This is a genomic window from Micromonospora sp. IBHARD003 (assembly GCF_056106285.1).
Map to the genome: position 1 here is coordinate 3,740,398 of NZ_JBWBBX010000001.1, position 15,443 is coordinate 3,755,840.

Here is a 15,443-nt window from a genome sequence, read left to right on the forward strand (position 1 = left end):
AGGCAAGGCGGCCGACGGTGAAGACTTCACCCTCTGTGTGTGTATGACGGCCGGGGAACGCCGATGCATCCGGCTCATGACGCATATCGGAGCGGGCAGTTCCGGAACCCCGGCAGATCGGCGCTGACGGCGCAGCCGCGAACACACTGAAGATGTGCGAGGAAGCCGGAGCGCCCGTCACGGCGAGGCCGATGCCGTCGCTTTCCAGTCGAACGGGCCCATGAAGAATCGTTTCAAGCTGCAACGATTCTTGAGAACCTGCAGGTGGGGTCGCCGAGTTCACCGTGGGCCTTTGGTTCAGTCCATATGCTGGACGGTCGCTCACTTCACCCGCGCACCCCTCCCGAGCTGCCCGAACGACCATTCGGTAGACCAAGCGGATCGTATGCGGCCGGAAACGGGTCATCGATGTGCGATCACTGTGCGCATCAGCAAGACTCCCGACCGCAATCACAGCCAAGACGAAAGGGATTTCACCAATGCGTTACACCGCCACCACAATCGGCGCGGCTCTTTCCGCTTCTGCTCTCCTCCTGGCCGCGGGTGTCGCCAACGCGGCGCCGCCCGCCGCACCGTCGGCGCTCTACGCTCCCTCGGCGCTGGTGCTCGCCGTCGGCCACGGCGACGACGCCGCGACGGCCACCGTCGAGCGGGCCGTGACCCTGAGCTGTGCGCCCACCCCGAGCGGCACCCACCCGGCTCCCGGGGCCGCATGCAAGGAACTGTCCGCGGTGGACGGCGAGTTCGGTCTGCTGTCCCGCACGCCGAGCGTCCCCTGCACCCGGCAGTGGGACCCGGTCACGGTCACCGCGGCCGGGGTCTGGCAGGGCAAGCGGGTCAGCTGGTCGACGACGTACGGCAATGCCTGCGAGATGCGGTCGAGCCTGGCCGACGGAGCGGTCTTCTCCTTCTGACCGAAGCTCCCACCGGGGCAGACCGGGTCGACTGACCATCGGACCCGGTCCCGCCCCGGCGCCGGGCGGCCTTCCCCCGGCGGTGCACACGGACGCAGCCGGCGCGCGGTCACCCCGCACGCGCGGACACCGGCTCAGGAACGCGCCGTCAGCACACCGTCCAGGAACGGCTCGATCGCGCTGCGCCAGGCGACCGGCTGGTCATAGTGGACGAGATGGCCGGCATCCGCCACCTCGGCATACTGCCCGCGCGGGAGGACACGCACCATCTCCTGCGCCTCCGCACGGCCCAACTCGCCGTCGAGTCCACGGACCACGAGGGCCGGGCACTGGACCTGAGCCAGGGAGTCCCAGTGCGCGTCATGGATCCAGGTATTCCGGGAGACGAGCATCTGCCGACGGGAGAAGACCGGACGCCAGCCGTCCGCCGCCTCGGCCATCACCTCGCCGAAGAACTCACCCCGTCCGGGACTGGGCCGCTCCACCCAGGGATCGTCCTCACCGAACCACTTGCGCACATCGGCGAGTGTCGCGAAGGGGACGGGCCAGCTGCGGAGCCAGTCCTCCCACTCACGCTGGGAGGCCGCCCCCAGAGCGGAGGCGCGCATATCGCAGATGACCAGGGCCTGGACGAGGTCCGGCCGCTCGGCGGCCAACCGCCAAGCCGTGAGCGCACCCATGGAATGACCGATGAGCGTCACCGGGGCGAGGCCCAGCTGTTCGACGGCGGCCAAGGCGTCGAACACATACGCCTCGCGGGTGAACAGATCGTCCGCGGGCCGCTCACTGCGGCCGTGGCCCCGCTGATCGAGGGCCACGGCGCGGTGCCGACCGGAGAGCCAGCGGGCCGTGGCGGCCCAGTGGGAGGCGCGGCCCATCAGCCCGTGCAGCAATAAGACGCCCGGCACGCGTTCGGTCTCGCCTTGCCCCTTGGGCGGGTCGGCGAACTCCCACGCAGCAAGGCGTAGTCCGCCCGCTCCGGTCACGTCCATGCGCCGCACCATGGTCCTGGCACCCCCTTCGGGCCCCCGCGGGTCTTCGAAACGTTCGAGAAACGGTCGACCGGCGATCGGCGCACGGTCGAGTCAGCCCAGACTATCGAACCTTTATTCGAAAACCGGGTTCCGGCATCCAACACCCCTCGTTCGAGTGACCACGCTCAAGGATTGACGTGCGTCGGCGCGGGGAGATCTTCAGCGGGAGGCGGGCCGCTCGGGGAAATCGGTCCGAGGGGAGTGACCCTGGGAGCTCGGGGCTCCGGGTCAGCACAGGGGAGGACAGGCCCCGGCGCCGCACGGCGCCGGGGTCCCTCGTCTTCGCGAGCGGGACACACGGCGCGGGCGGCACGTCCTGCCCCGGCACGCTGTTCCGCGTCTGCGTCGCGCACCGGCACGGCATACGGACGTACGACATGTGCCCACCCCCAGTCATATGCCTCAGCGACAGCGTGGCACGCGAATCGCCCGCGCGCTGCCATTCCGGCCGGAAAGCACGTACCGAAGGCGCCCGCGGTGGCGTGGATTCACGGGGCCCGGGACGCCCGGAAGCCGTGCGACGGCACACACGGGACGCACCCGCACCGCGTGTGAGCGGTGCGGGCGCGTCCGGAGGAACCCGGAGTGGGCGCACGCGCATCAGCACGCGGTCGCATGAGGGAGGGACGGGGATACGCCTGCGGCAGTTGGCCGGAACCGGTGCAGGCGGGTTCGCCGATGCGTACGGGACTCGCCCGGACAGGACCCAACCGCGGCCGGCGTACGTCAGCGCAGCGGGTCGGCGCACTTGGGCATCTGGCCGCCGCCGGCGTACGTCAGCGCTTCGCCACGAACACGTGCGACGCCACGTCCGCCTCGAGCTCCGCCGCCTCGCCGCCGCTGCCGACGAGCACCCCGCCCGCGGACTCCGTCACGCTCACCACCGACCCGGGCTGCACACCGGCCCGGCGCAGCGTGTACATCAGCTGGGCGTCCGTCTGGATCGGCTCACCGATCCGCCGGACCACGACGGTCTTGCCCTCCGCTCCCGCGTCGAGGTCGGCGAGGCTCACCATGGAGTCGTCCAGGAACGGATCGGCCTCCGCCTTCTCGCCCAGCTCCTCCAGACCCGGGATCGGGTTGCCGTAAGGAGACTCGGTCGGATGACGCAGCAGCTCGAGCACGCGCCGCTCGACGGCCTCGCTCATCACGTGCTCCCAGCGGCAGGCCTCGGCGTGGACCTGCTCCCACTCCAGACCGATCACGTCGACCAGCAGGCACTCGGCCAGCCGGTGCTTGCGCATCACGCGCGTCGCGAGCCTGCGGCCCTCGTCGGTCAGCTCGAGGTGGCGGTCGCCGGCGACCGTCACCAGTCCGTCACGCTCCATGCGCGCGACGGTCTGGCTGACCGTCGGGCCGCTCTGGTCGAGCCGCTCCGCGATCCGGGCGCGCATGGGGACCACGCCTTCCTCTTCGAGCTCGAGGATGGTGCGGAGGTACATCTCCGTCGTGTCGATCAGTCCGGACATACGTGCCCCTCGATGCTGTGACAAAACAATCGTGCATGGCCCTGGCTCAATTCTGACGCATGGCGCTGACAACCGGGCCCACCCGTGCGACTCCGCATTGACAGGGCATTGGTCCAGACCGCACTGTGATCCGCGTCACGAGGAGAGAGGGGCACCCGCCATGGGTGAGACCACGCCGGCCGGGCGGTTCTTCGACGCCGCGATCGGACTGCTCGAGCGGGTCCGCCGGGAGGAGGCAGCGCATGTGGCGGCAGCCGGAACCGCCGTCGCGGACACCGTCGAGGCGGGCGGGCGGCTCTTCGCCTTCGGCGCGGGCCACTCCTCCCTCGCCGCGCAGGACGTCGTCTACCGCGCGGGCGGCCTCGCGCTGATGAACCTTCTGCCCGTGCCCGGTACGGTCGGTGTGGACGTCATGCCCGCCACGCTCGGCTCCGCGCTGGAGCGCGTGGAGGGACTCGCGGGCGCCGTCCTCGACTCCAGCCCGGCCCGCGCCGGCGATCTGCTGATCATCGTCTCCCTGTCCGGCCGCAACGCCCTGCCGGTGGAGATGGCGATGAGCGCCCGGGCCCTCGGACTCACGGTGATCGGCGTGACATCGGTGGCCTACGCGACGGAGACGCGGTCCCGGCACGCCTCGGGTACGTACCTCAAGGACCACTGCGACATCGTGCTCGACTCCAAGATCGCGGTCGGCGACGCAGAGCTGACGGCCGAGGGCATCGGCGCGCCTTTCGCCCCGGCGTCGACGGTCGTCACCAGCGCGCTGATGCAGGCGACCATGGCCGCGGCCGCGGCCGAACTCGCCGCGCGCGGGATCGAACCGCCCCTGCTGCGGTCGGGGAACGTGGACGGCGGGCACGAGTGGAACCGGCGCGTCATGGCGGAGTACGCGGACCGGATCTTCTACCGGCACTGACGCCGCCGCGGCAGGCCCCCCGAGCCCTCCTAGGTCCGCTCGCCCCGCACCCCCGACAGGTCGAGTGCCGACGCCACACCCGTGGCCACGCTCTCCGCGTACACCGCGTCCGGCGCCTCGAAGGCGGGGCGGTTCGAGGCCCGCAGGAAGGTCAGCACCCCGAGCGTGCGGCCGCGGCTGCGCAGCACGGTGCACAGTGCGTGCACGGCGTCGCGCGGCCACTGCCGTTCGGCCGCCCATGTCCCACCGTCGGTGCTCGCACTCGTACGGACCGATCCGATCCGGTCCATCGCCTGGAACGCCGGGTGCCCCGGGCCGTAGCGCACCGGGATACCCGCTCCGGTCACCCGGGCCACCGGTCCCGGCGCGCCCGAGGGCGTCGCGGCGGTGCGTACCAGCCGTTCTCCGAGGTCTTCCCGACCGCCCGCCACGACGTCGACCAGCGCATGGTCCGCGAACCCCGCGAGCGCGAAGTCCACCTGCGCCGTGGCCGCCTCCATCGGGTCCTCGCACTCCGCGGCCGCCCGGGCCGCCCGGTGCAGCTGGCTGTACCGGAACCGCAGCCGGTCCGCCTGCCGCGCCTTGAGCCGGTCTTCCGTCACGTCCTGGAACAGCCAGCCCACCCCCAGCGGCACCGGCTCCTCCGCCAGGGGGGAAGCCAGCCGCAGAAAGCCGCTGCGCCAGCACCGCCGGCGCTCGCCCGCGTCGGACTCGCCGCCGCGCACCGTCACCCACAGCTCCGCCGGCCCGCCCGGCGCCCCTTCGGCGAGCACATGGTGCAGGGCGCCCTCGAGCTCCTCCACGCCCTGGACGACCAGTTCGCCCAGCGGCCGGCCCAGCGGGGCCGTCCGTCCGCGCGAGCCCAGCATCCGCGCCGCGCGCGCGTTGACGACCGTCGGGCGCAGGTCCACGTCCACCAGGACGACGCCCCATGAGGCGTCGTCGAACAGGGCCTCGCTCAGGGCGATCGACCGCTCCAGGTCGATCTGCGCATGGACCTCGCTGAAGGCGCAGTACACCCCGGCCGGCTTCCCGTCCGCGCCGCGCACTCCCGCCGACTGGGTCCTCACCAGCACCCGCCCGCCGTCCTTGCGCAGCAGTGCGAACTCGTGCACCTGCCGCCCCGGCGCCTGCATCGCGGCCATCAGCCGCCCCTGCACCTCGTCGGCGTCGGCGGTACGGACGGCCCATCCGGCGAATCCGCGCCGCCCCACGGCCTCCTCCGGCGACCAGCCGAGGATCCGTTCGGCTTCCCGGTTCCAGTGCGTGACGACACCGTCGGCGTCGAACGCGCACAGCGCGGCGTCCATCCCGTCCAGCAGCGCGGCGAGCAGATCGGACCCCGGGCCGTCCCGCTCCGGCCCTTCACGCGCCGGCCCGCCGGGCCCCGGTTCGTCGGGCCCGAGCGCGCTGGTGGTCTCGCTCCTGGAAGCACTCATCCTGGCACCCCCTGCAGGACGTGTCCTCGGTCTGTGCCACTCCACAGGCGGCACACCTGTCATTCAACTGGAACGTGACGCAGGACACACGAATTTCCCGGAAATCGATGTGCCCTGCAGCGGATCCCGAAAAAGGGTTGAGCGGGGCTCCAGAGGTTCTTAAGGTGGGCGGCACGTTGGAAAGGAGGTGGTTCGGAAGTGATTTCTTACCGGACGAGCGAGGTGGCTGCGGGCTGACGGCCCGTCGTCGCACTCTGTGCACCGCGGCAGGCCTGTCTGCCGAAATCCAAGCAGTCACCGACCCGTGGGCTCGCCGGCACGTCCGGCCGGCCTCCTCCTCGGAGGAGACCTGAGCCCACGGGTTTCTGCCTTTCCGGGCTCGGTTCGTCCGGCTCGGTTCGTCCGGCTCGGTTCGCCCGAGACCGGTTCGCCCGAGACCGGTTCGCCCGCCAGCCCAGCCCCCAGGGCGTCCCACACGGGGTGCGCGCCCGACGGGACCGGAAGCACTCAGCCTTCTGCGACATCGCCGACATCCTCACCCGGGTCAGCGGCCGCCCAAGAGGGTCGCCGAACGAGAACCGGCGCGAGACAGGTGGTGCGCACCCGCAGGGGGCGCACACCACGGCCTGCCACCCGCACCGAAGCCGCCCGCCGGGATTTTCTGCGATCCGGGCGGGCGGCAGCGCAGGTCACCCCGCTATCGGGACGGACCCGTCACTTGATGTACACCCTGTCTATCACCTGGTAGTCATTGAGCCTCGTAGCCGACCACTTGCTGAATCCGACCCAGGTCGCAGCTCCGGAACCCTTCTTCTTGACGTGGAGAGCCCCCGCGTTGTTTCCCGAGGTGATGCCGATGGGGTCGTACATGTAAAGCCCCTTGGTGGTGCCCGCGTTCGCGAAGCAGACAGCCACCGGGGTCCCGATGAGATGGAAGTAGACCTTCAGGAAATCGTTGCGTCCGGCGCATTGGACCTGATTGATCGCGGACGCCTGCGACATGGGCAGACCCAGGGTCAGGGCGGTGGCCACCCCCACGGACACGGCCGCCCGCTTGAGCATACGAGGCATACGGGTTCTCTTTCTTATCGGTGTTCCTGCCGTTTTCCTTGCCGTCTTTCTGTGCCGACCGGACGGCGCGGAGAGCGCGCGCTCGGGCATGGCGCCGTCCGGAAGTCGTGGTGAGCGCCAAGAGCTGTCCCGTAGGCTCAGGTCGCCGACAGCGTTGTCAGAAGGTGCACGACCTGGCCGCTCTGCGCCTGCACCTGCTTCCGGTAGGCGGTCAGCGCGGCGGCGTTACCGGACACCTGTTGCCGCTGATAGCCCGTCAGTACCGCGAAATAGACGGCGGCCAGGCCCGATGACCTCGTGCAGGCCTCGGCGGCGGTAGCCGCGGCGATCTCGTCCCCGGTCGGCTTCTCCGTCTCCCAGGGGCCGGCGGCCAGCTTCTCGGGGTCCTGGGCCGGGTGGCCCGCTTGTGTCATACAGGTGCTCCAGCGTGTGCGCGCGGCGATCACCCGCCGGTCCGCACCCGTCTGCTGCAGTGACTGGTCGAACAGGCGCTGGGTCAGCGTCCAGCCGTCGGTACCCACCAGCGTCGGCAGTTGCTTTTCCGCCGCGTCCAGACACGCCTGGAAGTCCTTGTCCTGTGCGGCGGTCAGGCCCGGCGCGTCCGGGATCGTCTGCCCTTCATGGAACCCCTGACGCCTCGCCGTCGCCGGGCCGATGTAGCCCCAGGCGCCGGCCGGGCGGATCGCTTCGCCGTCCTGCCCGGTGACCCGGATCATGCTCTGGCCCGAGTAGCTCCGGTGCCCACGGCTCTTCATGCACTTCACGACCAGCGCTTTTCGTGCCGTGAACTGCCGTTCGTCGTCCTTCTCCGAGGTGCCGTAGGCGGACAGCGGGAGCGCCATGAGCCCGTCGTACCCGGTGGCGGGCGGTGCCGGGGAAGCCTCGATGGCCGGCGGCGTCGGGGCCGTGTCCGCCGCATCGTTCGCGCCGCCGGCGGAGCACCCGGTGGCCAGCAGACATGCGGCGACGGCCGCGACACAGGCCATGCTCGCGACATGCCTGGGGATACGCGGTAAGGCAGGTATGGCTGGAATGGATCCCATGCTGGGCTTACCTTCCCGGAGCCGAATGTGACCTGAGCGAGAGGAAGGTTTTCAGGCACGTCATCGGCCGATCAACAAGGAAACCTCCCTTCTAGTTGTTCTTCTAATGCTGCGACAATGCCCTCCCGGGAGCGGGATCGGCTCGGGCAGGGTGCGGCGGAGGTATGCCCGGGCGGTGGCGGCACCGGAACCGCATGGTCGTGGGCTCCGCGGCCGGCGCGGAGCCCACCATGGTCCCGGGTTCCTATTTGACGGAGTCGTCGACGACCCTGGGTGGCCAGGCACCCATTTCCAGAATGCCCAGCGAATAGGCGCGTGCGACCAGCGCCACCCGATTCGATACGCCCAGCTTCCGCAACAGCCTGCCGATATGGTATTCCACCGTCTGGCGGCTGATGAACAACCGTGATGCCAGGACTTCCGACGTCAGCCCCGCCGCAATTCCCTCCAGGATTTTGCCGTCCACCTCGCTCAGGCTCCGGGTTTCGCCGGCGCCGTCCGGAGCCGTTGCCTCCACCGTGCGGACGAGGAGGACGGCCACGTTGCCGCCCTGCCGGCCGCCGCGCAGGACCGCGGCGGTCAGCACTCCCGTCAGCGGCGACGTGGCCGGCCTCGGCACCACGATCTGGCTGGTGAACCGGTCCAGCTCACCACGGAACAGCCGGGTCAGATGACCGGCCAGGGGCTCACGCAGGCTCGGCGCCACGAGGTCGTGGAACCGCCGGCCGCACAGTTCGTCCGCGGTCCGGCCGAACTGCCGGAAGAATTCGGCGTTTCCATGCACTATCTCTTGGTTTCGATTGAGGGAAAGTAAAATTCCCACGTCGGCTGCATGTGTTGCGCTTTTCATGTGTACTCCGATGTCTTGGAGACGCAACGTGGCATGGGGACCTGAAAGGTCTGCCTCGGCCAAAAGAAACGACGTTCCGGTCCCGGCCGACCGCCGCGATACCCGCCCGCCGCCAGGCCGGGATGCCGGGCAGTGATCGGGTGCTCACGGCCCGGCATCACGTTCTGACGGACTGTCACATGAAACGGTTCACGGGCCGGCGGCATCGGTGCAGCGCCGACCGACCGCCCACGCCGCGCGATGCTCGTACGCGAACGATCACGGCGTCACGCGGTGCCCGTCCGCGGACGATCACGGTGCCAGGCGCTCCACCCGCCAGCCGGTACGGGACGCGGCGTCCCGCACGTACCGCAGCCGGTCGTGCAGCCGGTTCTCGTGCCCCTGCCAGAACTCGACCGTCTCCGGGGTGACCCGGTAGCCGCCCCAGTGCGGCGGGACCGGCACCTGCTCCGCCTCCGGATAGCGGGTCGCCAGCTCCTCGTAGCGCCGCAGCAGTTCCGCACGGGAGGAGATCACGGAGGACTGGGTACTGGCCCAGGCTCCGAGCTGCGAGCCGTGGGGGCGCGTGCGGAAGTACGCGGCGGTCTCGTCGCGGCCCACCCGGGCGGCGGTGCCGCTGACGATGACCTGGCGGGTGAGCGAGTGCCAGGGGAAGAGCAGCGAGACGTACGGGTTGGCGTCGAGCTCCTGACCCTTGCGGGAGTCGTAGTTCGTGTAGAAGACGAAACCCCGGTCGTCGAACTGCTTGAGCAGCACCGTGCGGGACGAGGGACGGCCGTCGGGAGCGGCCGTCGACACGATCATGGCGTTCGGTTCGTGCACCAGGCCGGCCGCGGCGTCCTTGAACCAGTGGACGAACTGCTCCATCGGTTCCGCCGGAAGATCCGCCTCGTCGAGAGGCGTCGAACGGTAGTGCTCACGCATGGCTGCGGGGTCGAGGGCGTCGGTCACGGGAGCCATCCTGCCGCAGGGCCGCAGTTTGCCCAGCCCGGAGGGTCGCTAATCCTCGGAGAGAAGATCGGCGCAGTGTGCCGGATGTCACGCTTCCCCGCATCAGTGGGACCGGCCAAAATCTTGCGCTGAACCACTGTTGCCTTCCCACGACCGGCTAGGTCCTGTCCGGGGCGGGCCCAAGAAGATCGCCCGGACAGGACCTGGAGGGTGACCAGCCACCGCACGGGGCATCACCGGGGTGACCCTCCCCGGGCCGAAGCTTGTCTCGCACACATCTTGAGGAGCCGCCTGATGTCCGACTTCGTACCCGGACTCGAAGGAGTCGTCGCGTTCGAGACGGAGATCGCCGAACCCGACAAGGAGGGCGGCTCGCTCCGCTACCGAGGCGTCGACATCGAGGACCTCGTCGGCCATGTCTCGTTCGGCAACGTCTGGGGCCTGCTGGTCGACGGCGCGTTCAATCCCGGTCTGCCGGCCGCCGAGCCGTTCCCGATCCCGGTCCATTCCGGTGACATCCGTGTCGACGTCCAGTCGGCCATGGCGATGCTGGCGCCGGTGTGGGGGCTGAAGCCGCTGCTCGACATCGACGAGGCGCAGGCGCGCGACGACCTGGCACGCGCCGCCGTGATGGCCCTCTCCTACGTGGCGCAGAGTGCCCGTGGCCAGGGGCTGCCGATGGTGCCGCAGCGGGAGATCGACAAGGCCGAGTCGGTGGTCGAGCGCTTTATGATCCGCTGGCGCGGCGAGCCGGACCCGAAGCACATCAAGGCCGTGGACGCGTACTGGACGTCGGCCGCCGAGCACGGCATGAACGCCTCGACGTTCACCGCCCGGGTCATCGCCTCGACCGGGGCCGATGTGGCCGCCGCTCTCTCGGGTGCCGTCGGCGCCATGTCCGGTCCGCTGCACGGCGGCGCGCCCTCGCGTGTGCTCGGCATGATCGAGGAGATCGAGCGCACCGGCGACGCGGTGGCGTATGTGAAGAAGGCCCTGGACAAGGGCGAGCGGCTGATGGGCTTCGGCCACCGGGTGTACCGCGCGGAGGACCCGCGGGCCCGGGTGCTGCGCCGCACGGCGAAGGAGCTCGACGCCCCGCGCTTCGAGATCGCCGCGGCACTGGAGAAGGCCGCGCTGGAGGAGCTGCACAACCGCCGCCCGGACCGGGTCCTGGCGACGAACGTGGAGTTCTGGGCCGCGATCATGCTGGACTTCGCCGAGGTGCCGGCGCACATGTTCACGTCGATGTTCACCTGCGCGCGCACGGCCGGCTGGTCGGCCCACATCCTGGAGCAGAAGCGCACCGGGCGGCTGGTGCGGCCGTCCGCCCGGTACATCGGTCCGGGTGCGCGCGACCCGCACGACATCCAGGGCTACGCGGACATCGCGGGCTGAGGCCCTCGCCGGCCGGAAGGGTCAGGCCGCCCGCTCCACCAGATGCGCGTGGTGGCGGGCGGCGACCAGCGGATGTGCCCGCAGCTTGCCCTTGAGCTCGTTGCGGCCGTACTCCGCGAACAGGGGATTGGTGGGGTCCGCCGTGACGCCGGGGGCGTCCGACGCGTACGGGAACGGCAGCGGCGCGATACGGGCGTCGAGCCGCGGGTTGAAGAAGAACGGCACCGAGTAGCGCTCGGTGGCGCCGGGAGGGCTGACCACCCGGTGGTTCGTGGCGATCAGATAGCCGTTGGTGGCGACCTCGAGCAGCTCGCCGAGGTTCACGACGAACGCGCCGGGCATCGGCGGTACGTCATGGAAGGCGCCGTCCTCCCGCTGCACCTGGAGCCCGCCGATCGTGTCCTGGTGGAGCAGGGTGAGGAAGCCGTAGTCCTTGTGGGCTCCGACGCCCTGGTCCGCACCGTCGCCGGAGCTTCCGGGGTAGCGCACCAGCTTCAGATGCAGATGGGCGCGGTCGCCGAAGATCTCGTCGTAGAAGTCCTGCGGGGCGCCGATGGCGGCGAGGAGCTCGTGCAGCAGCGTGTGGGCGACGGCGCTGAGCCGGTCGATCCAGTCCAGTGCGGCGGTCCGCAGCCCGGGCAGTGCGGCGGGCCACTGGTTGGGGCCCTCGAGCCACCAGTACGCGGGCTCGCCGGGCCCGGGTATGTGCGCGGGCCGCTCGGCGCCGATGTCCAGCTGGTCGCGCCAGTCGCGGCTGCCGCCGGTGCGCTCGTCGCCGATGCGGGTGTAGCCGCGGAAGTGCGGCGAGTTGACGTTGTCGATGGCGAGCCGGTCGGCCTCGGGAAGCGAGAAGAAGGCGCGCATCGCCTGCGTCAGGGCGTCGGTCTCGGCCTGGGTCACACCATGGCCGATCAGCTGGAAGAAGCCGACGTCGTGGGCCGCGCTGTGGAGCTTCGCGTGCAGCTCGGCGCGGGCTTCGGGGCCGCGGTCGGCCGCGGAGAGGTCGATGACCGGAAGCTGCGCGTAGTCCTGCGAGCTCCGCGGTTCGTGGTGCGGGGGGATCGACGAGAGAGACATGGGTGCGTCCGCTGGGGTGTGGCCCGGTCGCGGTCCCGGTGGTGTCCGGTGACTCGTACTGCCGGCGGCGCCTGGGTGGGGCGGGGCCGGAGGACCGGGTGGGGTGGAGTGGGGGCTTGCGTCAGAGGCAGAGGTAAGCCCGACAGCCCATGCTCGTGACGCGGAGGAAGTCCACGTGGCGGCGGCGTACGAGCGGAAGCATGCCGAAAGGATACGCCCCGGCCACGGCAAGCGGGGATGACCAGGGTCACATCCGCCTACGGCATATCTCGATACGCGGATGCGTTTCCTCGCCGATCTTCGGCGACCGCATCACCGGCCTCAGCCCAGCGTCTCCCCCAGCAGCGCCGCCCACTGCCCGACCACCCGCTTCCGCCGTGCCGCGTCGTCCGTCAGCAGGTTCGCGAGCCCCAGGCCGCGTGCCATGTCCAGCAGGCCCTGGACCGTCTCCCGCACCCCCGGGACCGACTCGTCCGCGCCGAGCAGCTCCACCGCGATGCGGTGGGTCTCACGGCCGACGCGGGCCTCCAGTTCGGTGACCCGCTCGCGCAGCTGCTCCTCGTTGGATGCGGCGACCCAGAGGTGGAGGGCCGCACGGAAGAGCGGGCCGGTGTAGAGGTCGACGAGGGCCTCCACCACGGCGGACCGGTCCTGCACCGGGAGGGCGCGCAGGGCGTTGGAGCGTTCCTCGGCGACGTATTCGACGGCCGCCGTGAACAGGTCTTCCCGGGTCGGGAAGTGGTGCTGTGCCGCGCCCCGCGAGACCCCGGCCCGCTCGGCCACCACGGAGACCGTGGAGCCTGCCCAGCCACGTTCGGCGAGGCAGGCGACGGCGGCCTCCAGGAGTCGCTGCCGGGTGGCACGGCTGCGGTCCTGCTTGGGTTCCTTGGCCTGACCGGCCGGGTTTGCGGGGGAGGTCACAACACCCATGCGGGGTCCCGTCGTTCGAGAAACGCAGTCATCCCCTCGCGCGCCTCCGCCGAGGCGAAGAGCGACGCCGAGCGCTGGACCAGGTCCTCCGCGTCTCGGTCGAAGGTCTCCCGCACCCTAGCCGTGAGCAGCTGTTTCGTCGCGTCCAGGGCCACCGGTGACGCCTTGCGGAAGCCGTCCAGGATCGGCACGAGGGCCTCGTCCACATCGTCGGCGACCGCGGTCAGCAGCCCGGTGCGGGCGGCTTCCGCGGCGTCGAAGACCTCGCCCGTCAGATAGTGGCGGGCCGCCGCGCGCGGTTCGAGGCGCGGCAGCAGCGGCAGTGAGATCACCGCGGGGGCGACCCCGATCCTCACCTCGGTGAACGCGAAGTCCGACGCCGACGAGGCGACGGCGACGTCGCAGGCGCCGACCAGGCCGAGGCCGCCGGCCCGCGCCCGGCCCGCCACCCGGGCCACCACCGGCTTGGGCAGCTCGATGATCTGCCGCAGCAGGGAGACGAAGGTGTACGGGTTCGGCGGCTCCTTCAGATCGGCACCGGCGCTGAAGGTGGTGCCGGTGTGGCTGAGGACGACGGCCCGTACGGACGGGTCCTTCCCGCAGGCGGTCAGGGCGTCGGCGAGCTCGCCGACGAGCCGCGCCGACAGTGCGTTGCGGTTCGCCGGCGAGTCCAGGGTCAGCGTCGCGATCCCACGCGCGGACGCCATGGCGACCAGTGTCATGTGTTCTCCTTCTCGAGGTCGCTCTCGCGCCCGCTTCCGCGGTCGCTCTCACGGGTGCGCAGCTCGCGCCGGAGGATCTTGCCCGAAGCGGCACGCGGCACCGCGTCGATGAACTCGACGCGGCGGATCTTCTTGTACGGGCTGACGCGTTCGGCGACGTACGCCGTCACGTCCTCCTCGAGGAGCCCGCCGGCGGACGGCTGCCGCACCACATACGCCTTCGGTATCTCGTTGCCGTCGGAGTCGTACACCCCGATCACGGCCGCGTCGGCGATGCCCTCATGGGTGAGGAGCAGGGCTTCCAGCTCGGCCGGGGCGACCTGGAAGCCCTTGTACTTGATGAGTTCCTTGACGCGGTCGACGACGAACAGCCAGCCGTCCTCGTCGACGTGGCCGATGTCGCCGGTGTGCACCCAGCCGTCGGGGTCGATCATGTCGGCGGTGGCCTCCGGGCGGCCGAGGTAGCCCTTCATCACCTGCGGGCCTCGGATCGCGATCTCGCCCTCGTCGCCGGGGGCCGCGTCACGGACCGGGTCGTCGAGGGACAGCAGCCGCATCTCGGTGTTCGGCAGCAGCTTGCCCACGGTGCCGGGCGGCGGGGCGGCGGCGTCCAGCGGCACGACATGGGTGCCGGGCGACAGTTCGGTCATGCCGTAGGCCTGGCGCACCGGCGGCAGGCCCAGCCGGGCCGAGCAGGCCTGGGCGAGCCGGGCGTCGAGCGGGGCGGCGGCGCTGACGATGTACTCCAGCGACGAGAGGTCGTAGCGCGCCACCGCCGGGTGCTTGGCGAGCGCGAGCACGATCGGCGGTGCCACGTACAGCCCGTTGATGCGGTGTTTCTCGATCGCCGCGAGGAACTGGTCGAAGTCGAAGCGGGGCAGGACGACGACGGTGGCGCCGTGCCGCAGCGGGGCGTTCATCAGGGCCGTGAGGCCGTAGATGTGGAAGAACGGCAGCACGGCGAGGATCCGGTCGCCGGGCTTCATCGGTATCACCGGCTCCAGCTGGACCAGATTGGTGGCGATGGACCGGTGGGTGAGCATGACGCCCTTGGGGACGCCGGTGGTGCCCGAGGAGTAAGGGAGGACGGCGACGTCCTCGGCGGGATCGATGGCGATGCCGGGCTCGGGCGCGCCGGAGCCGAGCATGCCGAGGACCGAGCGGTGCCCTTCCGCCTGGTCGCAGACGAAGATCTCCTCGATGCCGCCGACGAGTTCGGCGGCCCGGCGGGCGGTCTCGATCAGCGGGGAGACCGTGACGATCCAGCGGGCGGAGGAGTCGCGCAGCTGCTTCGCGAACTCCTCCGCCGTGGCGAGCGGATGGACGGTGGTGACGGACGCCCCGGCGCGCGTGGCACCGTAGAAGACCGTCGGGTAGGCGACCGTGTTGGGGCTGTGCAGGGCGAGCACATCGCCCTTGCTCACACCGGCGTCGGCGAGGGCCGCGGCGATGCGCCGGTGGAACGTGTCGAGCTGCGCGTAGCTGATCGTCATGTCGCCCGCCCCGTCGATCAGGGCGGGGGTGTCCCCGTACTCGGCCGCACGGCCCAGGACGGCGTCGTGGATGGGGAGGGAGACGACCGGGACGTCCGCGTACTCGCTGGTGAACACCATCACAGCCCCTTCGGCGTTG

14 protein-coding genes are annotated in these 15,443 nt (G+C 70.7%); 3 read left to right on the forward strand and 11 right to left on the reverse strand.

Features of this window, described 5'->3' with window-relative positions; genetic code table 11:
• Window positions 1-479 precede the first annotated feature (479 nt).
• A complete protein-coding gene (locus ACTWOL_RS16525; RefSeq protein ID WP_474297485.1) occupies window positions 480-914 on the forward strand; it encodes a subtilase-type protease inhibitor in 435 nt (144 codons plus the stop codon).
• A gap of 134 nt (window positions 915-1,048) precedes the next feature.
• Here ACTWOL_RS16525 and ACTWOL_RS16530 read toward each other — a convergent pair whose 3' ends face one another.
• Window positions 1,049-1,906 (reverse strand): alpha/beta fold hydrolase, encoded by an 858-nt coding sequence (locus ACTWOL_RS16530; protein ID WP_474297486.1) that lies wholly within the window; start codon window positions 1,904-1,906, stop codon window positions 1,049-1,051.
• A gap of 818 nt (window positions 1,907-2,724) precedes the next feature.
• The gene (locus ACTWOL_RS16535; RefSeq protein ID WP_474297487.1) at window positions 2,725-3,417 is read right to left on the reverse strand and encodes an iron-dependent transcriptional repressor DtxR; all 693 of its coding nucleotides are present in this window, start codon (window positions 3,415-3,417) and stop codon (window positions 2,725-2,727) included.
• A 160-nt stretch (window positions 3,418-3,577) separates the two neighbouring features.
• Between ACTWOL_RS16535 and ACTWOL_RS16540 the strand changes: the two genes are divergently transcribed.
• Entirely contained in the window at window positions 3,578-4,333 is a 756-nt protein-coding gene (locus ACTWOL_RS16540; RefSeq protein ID WP_474297488.1) for an SIS domain-containing protein, read from the forward strand.
• A gap of 29 nt (window positions 4,334-4,362) precedes the next feature.
• Here ACTWOL_RS16540 and ACTWOL_RS16545 read toward each other — a convergent pair whose 3' ends face one another.
• The 5 genes from ACTWOL_RS16545 to pdxH form a co-directional block, all read right to left on the reverse strand.
• Window positions 4,363-5,772, reverse strand: a complete 1,410-nt coding sequence (locus ACTWOL_RS16545) for a PAS domain-containing protein (protein ID WP_474297489.1) — start codon at window positions 5,770-5,772, stop codon at window positions 4,363-4,365.
• A gap of 714 nt (window positions 5,773-6,486) precedes the next feature.
• Entirely contained in the window at window positions 6,487-6,843 is a 357-nt protein-coding gene (locus tag ACTWOL_RS16550) for a hypothetical protein (RefSeq protein ID WP_474297490.1), read from the reverse strand.
• 137 nt (window positions 6,844-6,980) lie between these two features.
• The gene (locus ACTWOL_RS16555; protein WP_474297491.1) at window positions 6,981-7,886 is read right to left on the reverse strand and encodes a hypothetical protein; all 906 of its coding nucleotides are present in this window, start codon (window positions 7,884-7,886) and stop codon (window positions 6,981-6,983) included.
• Window positions 7,887-8,130: 244 nt separating this feature from the next.
• Window positions 8,131-8,736 (reverse strand): helix-turn-helix transcriptional regulator, encoded by a 606-nt coding sequence (locus ACTWOL_RS16560; RefSeq protein ID WP_474297492.1) that lies wholly within the window; start codon window positions 8,734-8,736, stop codon window positions 8,131-8,133.
• A 291-nt stretch (window positions 8,737-9,027) separates the two neighbouring features.
• Window positions 9,028-9,687 (reverse strand): pyridoxamine 5'-phosphate oxidase, encoded by a 660-nt coding sequence (pdxH, locus tag ACTWOL_RS16565; RefSeq protein WP_474297493.1) that lies wholly within the window; start codon window positions 9,685-9,687, stop codon window positions 9,028-9,030.
• 294 nt (window positions 9,688-9,981) lie between these two features.
• Here pdxH and ACTWOL_RS16570 point away from each other — a divergent pair, with 294 nt between their 5' ends.
• Window positions 9,982-11,082: a citrate synthase 2 gene (locus ACTWOL_RS16570; RefSeq protein ID WP_474297494.1), complete on the forward strand. Its 1,101-nt coding sequence runs from the start codon at window positions 9,982-9,984 to the stop codon at window positions 11,080-11,082.
• Between the two features lie 21 nt (window positions 11,083-11,103).
• On the opposite strand, the gene ACTWOL_RS16575 is transcribed toward ACTWOL_RS16570, so the two are convergent.
• From ACTWOL_RS16575 to ACTWOL_RS16590, 4 genes are all read right to left on the reverse strand, one after another.
• Window positions 11,104-12,159: an isopenicillin N synthase family dioxygenase gene (locus ACTWOL_RS16575; protein ID WP_474297495.1), complete on the reverse strand. Its 1,056-nt coding sequence runs from the start codon at window positions 12,157-12,159 to the stop codon at window positions 11,104-11,106.
• Between the two features lie 321 nt (window positions 12,160-12,480).
• A complete protein-coding gene (locus tag ACTWOL_RS16580) occupies window positions 12,481-13,089 on the reverse strand; it encodes a TetR/AcrR family transcriptional regulator (RefSeq protein WP_474297496.1) in 609 nt (202 codons plus the stop codon).
• Window positions 13,077-13,811, reverse strand: coding sequence for an enoyl-CoA hydratase family protein (locus tag ACTWOL_RS16585; protein ID WP_474297497.1), 735 nt, complete (start codon window positions 13,809-13,811; stop codon window positions 13,077-13,079). Before ACTWOL_RS16585 ends, ACTWOL_RS16580 begins: the two co-directional genes overlap by 13 nt.
• Window positions 13,808-15,424 (reverse strand): 4-coumarate--CoA ligase family protein, encoded by a 1,617-nt coding sequence (locus ACTWOL_RS16590; RefSeq protein ID WP_474297498.1) that lies wholly within the window; start codon window positions 15,422-15,424, stop codon window positions 13,808-13,810. Before ACTWOL_RS16590 ends, ACTWOL_RS16585 begins: the two co-directional genes overlap by 4 nt.
• Window positions 15,425-15,443: the final 19 nt, after the last annotated feature.

Coding starts and splice junctions, on each gene's coding strand:
- ACTWOL_RS16580 (WP_474297496.1), bottom strand. CDS start 13,089: ATGGGTGTTGTGACCTCCCCCGCAAACCCGGCCGGTCAGGCCAAGGAA.
- ACTWOL_RS16590 (WP_474297498.1), bottom strand. CDS start 15,424: ATGGTGTTCACCAGCGAGTACGCGGACGTCCCGGTCGTCTCCCTCCCC.
- ACTWOL_RS16550 (WP_474297490.1), bottom strand. CDS start 6,843: ATGCCTCGTATGCTCAAGCGGGCGGCCGTGTCCGTGGGGGTGGCCACC.
- ACTWOL_RS16555 (WP_474297491.1), bottom strand. CDS start 7,886: ATGGGATCCATTCCAGCCATACCTGCCTTACCGCGTATCCCCAGGCAT.
- ACTWOL_RS16570 (WP_474297494.1), top strand. CDS start 9,982: ATGTCCGACTTCGTACCCGGACTCGAAGGAGTCGTCGCGTTCGAGACG.
- ACTWOL_RS16540 (WP_474297488.1), top strand. CDS start 3,578: ATGGGTGAGACCACGCCGGCCGGGCGGTTCTTCGACGCCGCGATCGGA.
- ACTWOL_RS16545 (WP_474297489.1), bottom strand. CDS start 5,772: ATGAGTGCTTCCAGGAGCGAGACCACCAGCGCGCTCGGGCCCGACGAA.
- ACTWOL_RS16530 (WP_474297486.1), bottom strand. CDS start 1,906: ATGGACGTGACCGGAGCGGGCGGACTACGCCTTGCTGCGTGGGAGTTC.
- ACTWOL_RS16585 (WP_474297497.1), bottom strand. CDS start 13,811: ATGACACTGGTCGCCATGGCGTCCGCGCGTGGGATCGCGACGCTGACC.
- ACTWOL_RS16560 (WP_474297492.1), bottom strand. CDS start 8,736: ATGAAAAGCGCAACACATGCAGCCGACGTGGGAATTTTACTTTCCCTC.
- ACTWOL_RS16535 (WP_474297487.1), bottom strand. CDS start 3,417: ATGTCCGGACTGATCGACACGACGGAGATGTACCTCCGCACCATCCTC.
- ACTWOL_RS16525 (WP_474297485.1), top strand. CDS start 480: ATGCGTTACACCGCCACCACAATCGGCGCGGCTCTTTCCGCTTCTGCT.
- ACTWOL_RS16575 (WP_474297495.1), bottom strand. CDS start 12,159: ATGTCTCTCTCGTCGATCCCCCCGCACCACGAACCGCGGAGCTCGCAG.